A 9,070-nucleotide genomic window follows, 5' to 3' on the forward strand; every position below is an offset into this window, starting at 1 on the left:
CGCGACGCTCACGCAAGCTGAGATCTCCCGCACCGAATCACCGGCAAAACAAAACCTCGCATCACCGCTGTGAAGCGAGGTTGGATGTTCCAGCGCAGACGTAACGCCGCCGACGCCAAAGGGTTCCGTTATTCAACACTCTCCAATGCGAGCGCCTGTTCGAAATCCCGCATCCGCGCGTTGACCCAGTCTTCGTCCTGACAACTCAACAGCAGCATTTCTCGTTCTGCCTTGCGGCAGAATTCCGGATCCGGATCGATGCTTTTCCAAAGGTCGATACGTGCCTGCAAATCCATGTCAGTCTCCCTGTTTTCCAGCCGCGTATGCCCCGCCAACCCGGCGATTCCTGTGACGTCGCGATAAAACATTGGCGAATGATGTTCGCTATTTGTTCTAGTTCAGGTCAACAGTTCTGTCCATCGGGATCTCGCTGCGGCAGATTGGAATGCACGGAAATTCTGCGGGGGAATGGTGCGATCAGGGGGGCCGATTTTGATCGCGATGGAGAGTGTCATTGTCATCGGCTATAAGGCCGCTCGATCGGGGCCTTTTGCTTCGGCGTCTGTCAGGAGAGCTGCATGAGCAAGCAGGCAATGCGCGAAGAGGCCGAGCGTCTGATCCGCGAGACTATGGAGCGCAAGGCGCTGGTAGTGAAGCAGGGCGACACACGGATTATGACGACCTGCGGCAAGTGCGGCGCGGCGAACAAGGTCTCGGCGCCGAAGGGCGTCGCGCGGGTGTCTTTCACCTGCAAGGAGTGCGGTCACGAGCAGGTCACGCTCTGACCCTATGCTGAAACCGGAAGTCGGCGCGAAAATTGCTTTGTGTTTCGCGATGGTCCGGGGCAATAATTGCAGTAACGGCTCGGGCAGGGCCGGCTGCAAAAATTGAAGGGCGTGAACGAATTACCCTTGGACCGGTGCGTATTTGCTGTGTTGGGGACGACCATGCGTTTTTGGGTTTTGGGGACTTTCGGAATTTCTCTGGTGGCGTTGGCCACACCATCTGCCGCTCAGTCCATTCGGACAGCTGAACCGCTCATCCTGGCGCCTTATGAAAGCGCGCTGGTCCAGGACGGGTCATGTGCGGCCGGCAAGATATTGAAGGTCACCGGCGCCATTCGCGGCCTGCGCCGCAAGAAGCTTTGCATCCCGCTTAATGAGATCCAGGCCTCACTGGGCTCGGTGGTTCAGTAACCGCTCGCGGCAAGGCTTGCTTTGGCTGGGCGGCTTTCCGAGATTGCATCAATCGCCTGTTAACGTTGGAGCGAGCGCTCGCTTGGGCTGTATGGGCGACGTGTTACGCTATCCCTATGATCAGTCTCGTCCCAGTCGCCGCCGTCCTGGCGTCCGAACGCGGCGTCCGGCCGGCGCCGGTGATCGATTCCAGCGACGCTTCTCAACGTGACTATTGGGCCTATCGGCTGAGCGTCTCGCCGACCGAATTGAACGCTGCGATCGAAAAGGTCGGGTCGTCGGTTGCCGCCGTGCGGCGACACCTCGGCAAATAACCCGGCCCGACAGACTGTCCGCTCAAACAGATCGTCCCCTCGAGTTGAAACCCCAAGGCGAAAGCCCCGCCGGGGGAGGACGGGGCTTTCTGAAAACAGAGCATCGGGGAAGCTGCTCCGGCTTTACAACCGGTCGCGTCCGGAATCGTTCCGCAGCGTTGTTCGGATACGCGTCTGCATGGCTTCGTAGTAAACGTCGCGCTCGTGGATCATCTGGGCCTGGCGAGCCTTGAACGAAGCAACGCGCTTGAGGATCTCCGCTCGCTCAGATGGGCCCGAATAGAGCGGATCTTTCCGGGCAGGAGACGGCGTGTTGGTTGGAGCTGCAACAGGAACGTCCTGCGAATTGCGCTCCGAGGTTTCAATTGCCGCATTCGTCGCATGTCCAATCAAAGCAGGGGCCGTCGAACTATCGGTGTCCGTGATAGCAGGCGAGATGAGGTTTTCCGTTGAACCGGATGCTTGCGACGGTGCGTGGCTCGGCGGTTGCCAGATGTTCAGCCGCTGGGCCGCGACCGGATGCGCCGCAGCGACCTCCTGTACGAATGCGAGCGTCTGCGCGACCAGTCGGTCACGCTCTTCTTTCCAAGATGCCATGACGCGTTTCCCCAATCCCGCGTGCATTGTCTGCGAAGTGCGAGCTCGACGTCAATTGAATTGCATCTCTTCGGTGGATGATCGCGCTGCCGTGCTTGCGGCGCATGGATGTTACCGCTAGTTCGGAACAAACGGGAGATTTCCATGGCCAAGATCGATCTGGACTCACTGAGCATCGAGGAACTTGCGGCACTGCGTGATCATGCATCCGACAAGCTGGCCGAAAAAGTTGCAGCGCGTCAGGCTGAGCTCGAAGCTGAGCTCGATAAGCTCGCGCAGTATGGGAAATCCGTGAAGAAGTCTCAGGCAACGCCGGTGGCAAAGCCGAAGAAGGACGACCTGTCGAAGAGCGAGCTCTCCGCCGACGTTTCGCGGGCTGCATAAAGATTTCGCAGATAGGTATTTAACTACTTGAGGACGGAGCGCATTTCAGCTTCGTCCCGATATTTCATTTTGATGTGGTGTTTTGACACCGCCGCCATTTTATTCAATTGACGCACGCTGGTGCATATTGCGCGCATTGGGGAAGGAGTGCGGACGTATTTGATCGGAGCCTATTTATGCCGACCCTTGATATCAAATCCCTTTCAGTTCCCTTTCAGTTCCCGAGCTCCTCGCATTGCGGCAGGATATCGACAAGCAACTGCAAGCCCACCGCGCCGAATTGCAGGCGCAACTCGCGCAGATCCGAAGCGTCGACAGCAGAACCAGCCACGTCTAAGGCATCAAGGTTCCGCCGAAGTATCGCCATCCCAAGACGGGAGAGACCTGGACCGGGCGCGGCGGTGTTGCGGGCTGGCTCGCCAAGGAGATCGCCGCCGGTCGCAAGCGGGAAGACTTTTTGATCGACAAGCCCGCCAGGAACGGACGCGCCAAAGCGAAATAGATCCGGGAAACGTGGCGACGAAGCAAAGCATGCGTGAGCTCGGGATGGCACCGGATCCCGGTCTGCGCCATTGTCGTCGGATCACTTCCTCTCGGACCTTCCAATGATTGCAACTGACCTTCGCACTGGTGTGGATCGTCTTGGCGAGATGATCGCCGAGGCCAGAACCATCGTGCCGTTTACCGGCGCGGGGATCTCGACCGAAACGGGCATTCCCGATTTCCGTTCGCCTGGTGGTTTGTGGACCCGCAATCAACCAATCCCGTTCGACGAATTCGTCGCCAGCCAGGACGCGCGCGATGAAGCCTGGCGCCGGCGCTTTGCGATGGAAGAGACATTCGCCGCGGCCAAGCCTGGTCGCGGCCATCGCGCACTCGCCTCACTCTACAAGGTCGGCAAGATTCCCGCTGTGATCACCCAAAACATCGACAACTTGCATCAAGCGTCCGGCTTCACAGCTGACGCTGTGATCGAGCTGCACGGCAATACGACCTATGCGCGCTGCATTGGTTGCGCGAGGCGCTATGAGCTCGACTGGGTGAAGACCAGATTGGATTCCGAAAGACAGGCGCCAGACTGCCCGGTATGCGGCGAGCCGGTGAAGACTGCGACGATCTCATTCGGTCAGGCGATGCCTGAAGATGAGATGCGTCGCGCAGCCGAGTTATCGCAGCACTGCGATCTATTCATTGCGATTGGATCGTCGCTCGTCGTGTGGCCCGCAGCGGGATTCCCGATGATGGCGAAACATGCCGGTGCACGCCTTGTCATCATCAACAATGAACCGACCGAGCAGGACGATCACGCTGACCTTGTCATTCGCCATGATATCGGCGAAACGCTCGGACCATTCGTCGGAAATTGATGCGCATCTGATTCGTTTGAGCGCAAGCTGTTCATAGCTGTCACTGTGTTCGTTTTTTGTCTTTGCTGATCAGGCGACAGTGTTATCTTCGAATCGAAAGATTCGCACCGCGCCATCGTGAATTAGCTTCGATGGGGCATGTGAGATGGCGCTGACAGGGCTGACAGCGCAAATGATAGTGGGATCCGGGGCCATGGGGTCGGACGCATTTGAGTCCAAGCGGTTGGGGGTACTGATTCCTGGAGCGGGTAGTCCGCGAGCAGGGAATGAGCACTCAGGCAACGCAAGCCGAGATGCACTCGACCCCTTCGCGGGTGTCGGCGAAGGCAACGCAGTCGATCTCGTCGAGATCAGCGGTGTCATCAAGTGGTTCGATGCCTCCAAGGGTTATGGCTTCATCATTCCCGATAATGGCGCAGCCGATGTGCTCCTGCATGTGACCGTGCTTCGCCGCGACGGCTACCAGACGGCCTATGAAGGTGCCCGCGTGGTCGTGGAATGCACCCAGCGGTCCAAGGGCTATCAGGCTTTCCGCGTTGTCTCGATGGACGAGTCGACTGCCATCCATCCCGCGCAGATGTTGCCGCCGCGCACCCATGTCAGCGTGACGCCCACCAGTGGCCTCGAGCGGGCGCAGGTGAAGTGGTTCAACCGGCTGCGTGGCTTCGGCTTCCTGAGCTGCGGCGAAGGCACCCCTGATATCTTCGTTCACATGGAAACCCTGCGCCGCTTCGGTATGACCGAGCTGCGTCCCGGCCAGTATGTGCTGGTGCGCTTTGGGCCCGGCTCCAAGGGCATGATGGCTGCCGAGATCCAGCCCGAAGGCGGTACGCCCGGCCTGTCGTCGCACTAAGCCGTCCGCGGTTTTCCAGATTTCTTGCAGGTTTCCTGTCCGCCCTGCCGTAACAGGGCCATCACGCGGCTGTGCATCACGACCGTCTGGCGCTGGCATACATCGTCAGGCTAGGGTCGCGCCGCCCGGCGTCTCGACCGGGCTCTTGCGTGGATTGCCCTTCATGAGTCTGTTTCGTTTTGCCGCCCGCTGCCGCCTCTCGATGCTGGCCGCGATTGCCGCTTTTGCCCTTGTAGCCCATCAGCCACCTGCCTCCGCCGCCGAGTTCCAGCCGCTCGAAATCGTCACCAAGTCAGGTGTGCGGACGTTCTCCGTCGAAATCGCCAAGACCGACGTGGAGCGGGCGACCGGGCTGATGTACCGCAAGGAGCTCGCGGACGGCCGCGGCATGCTGTTCGACTTCACGCCTGAGCAGCAGGTCTCCATGTGGATGAAGAACACCTTCGTGTCGCTCGATATGATCTTCATCACTGGCGACGGCCGGGTGCTCCGGATCGCAGAGAATACCGAGCCGCAATCCCTCAAGATCATTTCCTCGGGAGGCCCGGCACGGGCGGTCCTCGAAGTGGTCGCTGGTACTGCCAAAAAATATGGAATCGCTCCGGGAGACCAAGTGGTCCATCCCTTGTTCAAGAAGCGTTAAGTCTTTGAATTCAATGGGGGATGGTCGGGGCACTAGGATTCGAACCTAGGACCTGCGGTACCCAAAACCGCCGCGCTACCAGGCTGCGCTATACCCCGACGATGCGGTGTCGATACACGCTTAGGCGGGGGGCAGCAAGGCATCTGCCGGCGATTTCTCGCTTGTCCCGCACCACGCTCGATAACTGGCCTATTCTGCAGCCTTGGACGGCGGTGCCTGCTGCGCCGATGCAGCGGGGACGGCGGGTTTCGGCAGAGGCTTGTCCTGCTTTTTTGACCACGAGATGTAATAGGCCACACAGGTCATGATGCCGATTCCAGCGGCGCTGACGAACACCTGGGCCAGGAACGAGCCCGACGACATCATCAACTGGAAGTGGCCGACGAAGGACAGGAATACGCCGACGCAGAACACGGCGAGCGACTGCTGGCCGCATTTGATCAGCGGTTGGAACACCGGCCACTCCAGGCCTTTCCATTCCTTCGGCACGAAGCGGGTGACGAAGAAGGCGATGATCACGAAGTGCAGCACACGATAGGGCGCGAGGTTGGTTTTGTCGTTCGGATTGAACGCGTCGAACAACCAGTCCGGCATGATCATGTGGCCAGTGTCCGGGAAGCGACCGGCCATCGTCATGACAAGCGAGAACAAGAGATAGGCGATGCCGAAATACAGCAGCACCTTGGAGCGGATCACCGAGCGTGACTCGAGTGCGCCGCCGAGCGCGAACCACGCGCCGAATACGAATAGCAATTGCCAGGTGAACGGGTTGAAGTACCAGACGCCGTAAGGATAGGCGGGCAGATTCCAGCCGAACTGGCGCGCCGCGAAATACAGTGCTAGCGACGCCAGCATCGTGAGATCCGGTTTGCGCAGCATCATCCACAGCACCGGCGGGAACAGGCCCATCAGCACGATATAGAGCGGCAGCACGTCGAGATTGAGCGGCTTGAACTTGAGCAGTAGACCTTGCGTTAGCGTCTGGATCGGATTGTCGACCAGACCGGCAACGTTGAATTCGTTGATGATGTCGGGGTCGTTATAGCGCTGCGCCACATAGCCGATGGCGGCGATATAGATCACGAACAGGATGACGTGGGCGACATAGAGCTGCCAGACCCGCTTGGTCAGGCGGGTGGCGCCGACGATGAAGCCACGCTCCAGCATCATCTTGGCGTAGACGAAGGACGCCGTGTAGCCGGAGATGAAGACGAACAGATCGGCGGCGTCGGAGAAGCCATAGTTCCGGGTGGTGACCCAGTTCACCACATTGTCGGGGATGTGATCGAGGTAGATCGCCCAGTTGGCGATCCCGCGAAACAGGTCCAGCCGCAGGTCGCGGCCTTTGGGGGGAAGAATGGCGTGAATGTCCATGGGTGCCGCTTCAGGAGCCGTTCATGATGCCGAATTGCGAGATCAGATAGACCGCTTCGTGCCCCGATTGTCACGACGCCGTGGAACGAATATACACAATAACGAAGCCGCCAAACGACGGAATCACGGATCAAATTCGTGACAACTGGATATACCAGCCCCGCCGTTTTCACCAATTTGTCGCAGTGTCGCAGCTGACCAAGGCCGATCCCGAGACGCTAATCCCGAGACGAAGGCCCATCCTTAAAAGGCTATCGCATTCCATGACCGCACGTATCTTCAAAGCCCCCAAGAATGCCATGCAGGCCGGCCTCGCCAAGACCAAGGACTGGCAGCTCGATTACGAGCCGGAGCAGGCGCGGGTGATCGAACCCCTGATGGGCTGGACGTCGTCGGGTGACATGAAGCAGCAGCTGTCCATCCACTTCGACAGCAAGGAAGAGGCGGTTGCCTATTGCGAGCGCGAAGGCATTGCCTATCAGGTGATCGAGCCCAAGGTGCGCGCGCCCCGGACCATCGCCTATGCCGACAATTTTGCGTTCCGCCGCTCGGAGCCGTGGTCACACTGAAGACCGGATTGCGGGCAAATCAGCTCCCGTAACGCTCCTGATCTCACCCTGACCAGCACCGAAAGTTAGGGTTGCGTCCCGCCACGACGGGATGACACCATCATGGCAGGCCCGTTACCGGGCCGCCGTGCAAACAAGAAACAGACCCTGCAGGAAACGGAAGCCGATGTCGCTTCGCTCCACGATCGATCCCACCTCGGCCGAATTCAAACGCAATGTCGATGTGATGAAGGCGCAGGTCGCCGAGCTCAAGGACAAGCTCGGTGCGGTTGCCGGGGGCGGCGGCAAGGCGTCCCGCGCCAAGCACACCGCGCGCGGCAAGATGCTGGCCCGCGAGCGTGTCGATCTGATGATCGATCCCGGCACCGCCTTCCTCGAACTCTCGCCGTTGGCCGCCAACGGCCTCTATGGCGGCGATGTCCATTCCGCCAGCGTCATCACCGGCGTTGGCCGAGTGTCGGGCAGGGAGTGCATGATCGTCGCCAATGATGCGACCATCAAGGGCGGCACTTACTATCCGATGACGGTGAAGAAGCATCTGCGCGCGCAGGACATCGCGCGGCAGAACAATCTGCCGTGTATCTATATGGTGGACTCCGGCGGTGCGTTCTTGCCGCAGCAGGACGACATCTTTCCGGATGAGCGCCATTTCGGCCGCATCTTCTACAATCAGGCGCAGATGTCGGCGCAGGGCATTCCGCAGATTGCTGTCGTGATGGGCTCGTGCACTGCCGGCGGCGCTTATATGCCGGCGATGTCCGACGAGAGCATCATCGTGCGCAATCAGGGCACGATCTTCCTCGGCGGTCCGCCGCTGGTGAAGGCCGCAACCGGCGAAGTGGTGACAGCCGAAGAGCTCGGCGGTGCCGACGTGCATTCGCGGCAGTCTGGCGTCACCGATCACTACGCACAGAACGATGGCCACGCTATCGGCATCGCGCGAAAAATCGTCGCGACGCTGAAGCCACCACAGCGGGCCACACTGAACATGCGGCCGCCCCGCGATCCCTTATATGTGGCTGAAGAACTTTACGGCGTCATTCCAGCCGATGCGCGCAAACCGTTCGACATGCACGACATCATCGCGCGCATCGTCGACGGCTCCGAATTCGACGAGTTCAAGAAGCTCTACGGCACCACATTGATTTGCGGCTTCGCGCATATCTGGGGCTTCCCGGTCGGCATCATCGCCAACAACGGAATCCTGTTCAGCGAGAGCTCGCTGAAGGGCGCGCATTTCATCGAGCTCTGCTGCCAGCGCAACATCCCGCTGGTGTTCCTGCAGAACATCACCGGCTTCATGGTCGGCAAGAAATACGAAGCCGGCGGCATTGCGCGTGATGGCGCCAAGCTGGTGACAGCCGTCGCCACGGCCAACGTACCGAAATTCACCGTGGTGATCGGCGGCTCCTATGGTGCGGGCAATTACGGCATGTGCGGCCGGGCCTACAGCCCGCGCTTCCTTTGGATGTGGCCCAATGCCCGTATCTCGGTGATGGGCGGCGAGCAGGCAGCGATGGTGTTGAGTCAGCTGCGCCGCGACAATATCGAAGCCAAGGGCGGCACCTGGTCGACCGAAGAGGAGGAAGCGTTTCGCAAGCCGACACGCGACCAGTTCGAGACCCAGGGCAGCCCGTATTACGCGACGGCGCGCCTCTGGGATGATGGCGTGATCGATCCCGCAGATACGCGCCTCGTGCTTGGACTTGGTTTGTCAGCGTCGGCCAATGCGCCGATCGAGCCGACGCGCTTCGGCCTGTTCAGGATGTGATG

The 9,070-nt window shown here is 59.8% G+C and carries 13 protein-coding genes and 1 tRNA gene; 10 read left to right on the plus strand and 4 right to left on the minus strand.

Annotation, left to right across the window (positions count from 1 at the left end; genetic code table 11):
* Positions 1 to 128: 128 nt before the first annotated feature.
* The gene (locus AB8A33_RS12565) at positions 129 to 368 is read right to left on the minus strand and encodes a hypothetical protein (RefSeq protein ID WP_315842182.1); all 240 of its coding nucleotides are present in this window, start codon (positions 366 to 368) and stop codon (positions 129 to 131) included.
* Positions 369 to 578: 210 nt separating this feature from the next.
* On the opposite strand from AB8A33_RS12565, the gene AB8A33_RS12570 reads away from it, so the two are divergent.
* From AB8A33_RS12570 to AB8A33_RS12580, 3 genes are all read left to right on the plus strand, one after another.
* Complete coding sequence (locus tag AB8A33_RS12570; protein WP_089264246.1) at positions 579 to 785, plus strand: hypothetical protein; 207 nt, start codon at positions 579 to 581, stop codon at positions 783 to 785.
* Positions 786 to 947: 162 nt separating this feature from the next.
* Positions 948 to 1,196 carry a DUF6719 family protein gene (locus tag AB8A33_RS12575; RefSeq protein WP_139212548.1) on the plus strand — a complete coding sequence of 83 codons (249 nt, stop codon included), beginning with the start codon at positions 948 to 950 and terminating at the stop codon, positions 1,194 to 1,196.
* Positions 1,197 to 1,312: 116 nt separating this feature from the next.
* Positions 1,313 to 1,510 carry a DUF3606 domain-containing protein gene (locus AB8A33_RS12580; RefSeq protein WP_068736505.1) on the plus strand — a complete coding sequence of 66 codons (198 nt, stop codon included), beginning with the start codon at positions 1,313 to 1,315 and terminating at the stop codon, positions 1,508 to 1,510.
* Between the two features lie 123 nt (positions 1,511 to 1,633).
* On the opposite strand, the gene AB8A33_RS12585 is transcribed toward AB8A33_RS12580, so the two are convergent.
* The gene (locus AB8A33_RS12585) at positions 1,634 to 2,107 is read right to left on the minus strand and encodes a hypothetical protein (protein WP_439093096.1); all 474 of its coding nucleotides are present in this window, start codon (positions 2,105 to 2,107) and stop codon (positions 1,634 to 1,636) included.
* Positions 2,108 to 2,251: 144 nt separating this feature from the next.
* On the opposite strand from AB8A33_RS12585, the gene AB8A33_RS12590 reads away from it, so the two are divergent.
* From AB8A33_RS12590 to AB8A33_RS12610, 5 genes are all read left to right on the plus strand, one after another.
* Positions 2,252 to 2,491, plus strand: a complete 240-nt coding sequence (locus AB8A33_RS12590) for a hypothetical protein (protein ID WP_439093097.1) — start codon at positions 2,252 to 2,254, stop codon at positions 2,489 to 2,491.
* A gap of 340 nt (positions 2,492 to 2,831) precedes the next feature.
* Positions 2,832 to 2,993, plus strand: coding sequence for an H-NS family nucleoid-associated regulatory protein (locus tag AB8A33_RS12595; RefSeq protein WP_439095922.1), 162 nt, complete (start codon positions 2,832 to 2,834; stop codon positions 2,991 to 2,993).
* Between the two features lie 103 nt (positions 2,994 to 3,096).
* The gene (locus tag AB8A33_RS12600) at positions 3,097 to 3,858 is read left to right on the plus strand and encodes an SIR2 family NAD-dependent protein deacylase (RefSeq protein ID WP_439093098.1); all 762 of its coding nucleotides are present in this window, start codon (positions 3,097 to 3,099) and stop codon (positions 3,856 to 3,858) included.
* A gap of 193 nt (positions 3,859 to 4,051) precedes the next feature.
* Positions 4,052 to 4,711: a cold-shock protein gene (locus AB8A33_RS12605; RefSeq protein ID WP_439093099.1), complete on the plus strand. Its 660-nt coding sequence runs from the start codon at positions 4,052 to 4,054 to the stop codon at positions 4,709 to 4,711.
* A gap of 202 nt (positions 4,712 to 4,913) precedes the next feature.
* On the plus strand, positions 4,914 to 5,354 hold the full coding sequence (locus tag AB8A33_RS12610) for a DUF192 domain-containing protein (RefSeq protein WP_439095923.1): 441 nt from the start codon (positions 4,914 to 4,916) through the stop codon (positions 5,352 to 5,354).
* Between the two features lie 21 nt (positions 5,355 to 5,375).
* Here AB8A33_RS12610 and AB8A33_RS12615 read toward each other — a convergent pair.
* Together AB8A33_RS12615 and AB8A33_RS12620 are read right to left on the minus strand one after the other, a co-directional pair.
* Positions 5,376 to 5,452 (minus strand) — tRNA-Pro (locus tag AB8A33_RS12615).
* 91 nt (positions 5,453 to 5,543) lie between these two features.
* Positions 5,544 to 6,728 (minus strand): OpgC domain-containing protein, encoded by a 1,185-nt coding sequence (locus AB8A33_RS12620; protein WP_439093100.1) that lies wholly within the window; start codon positions 6,726 to 6,728, stop codon positions 5,544 to 5,546.
* Between the two features lie 263 nt (positions 6,729 to 6,991).
* Here AB8A33_RS12620 and AB8A33_RS12625 point away from each other — a divergent pair, with 263 nt between their 5' ends.
* Together AB8A33_RS12625 and AB8A33_RS12630 are read left to right on the plus strand one after the other, a co-directional pair.
* Positions 6,992 to 7,297 carry an ETC complex I subunit gene (locus AB8A33_RS12625; protein WP_089264254.1) on the plus strand — a complete coding sequence of 102 codons (306 nt, stop codon included), beginning with the start codon at positions 6,992 to 6,994 and terminating at the stop codon, positions 7,295 to 7,297.
* A gap of 166 nt (positions 7,298 to 7,463) precedes the next feature.
* The gene (locus tag AB8A33_RS12630) at positions 7,464 to 9,068 is read left to right on the plus strand and encodes a carboxyl transferase domain-containing protein (RefSeq protein WP_439093101.1); all 1,605 of its coding nucleotides are present in this window, start codon (positions 7,464 to 7,466) and stop codon (positions 9,066 to 9,068) included.
* Positions 9,069 to 9,070: the final 2 nt, after the last annotated feature.

The sequence above is a fragment of the Tardiphaga sp. 813_E8_N1_3 genome, from assembly GCF_051811025.1.
Taxonomy (GTDB): Bacteria; Pseudomonadota; Alphaproteobacteria; order Rhizobiales; family Xanthobacteraceae; genus Tardiphaga.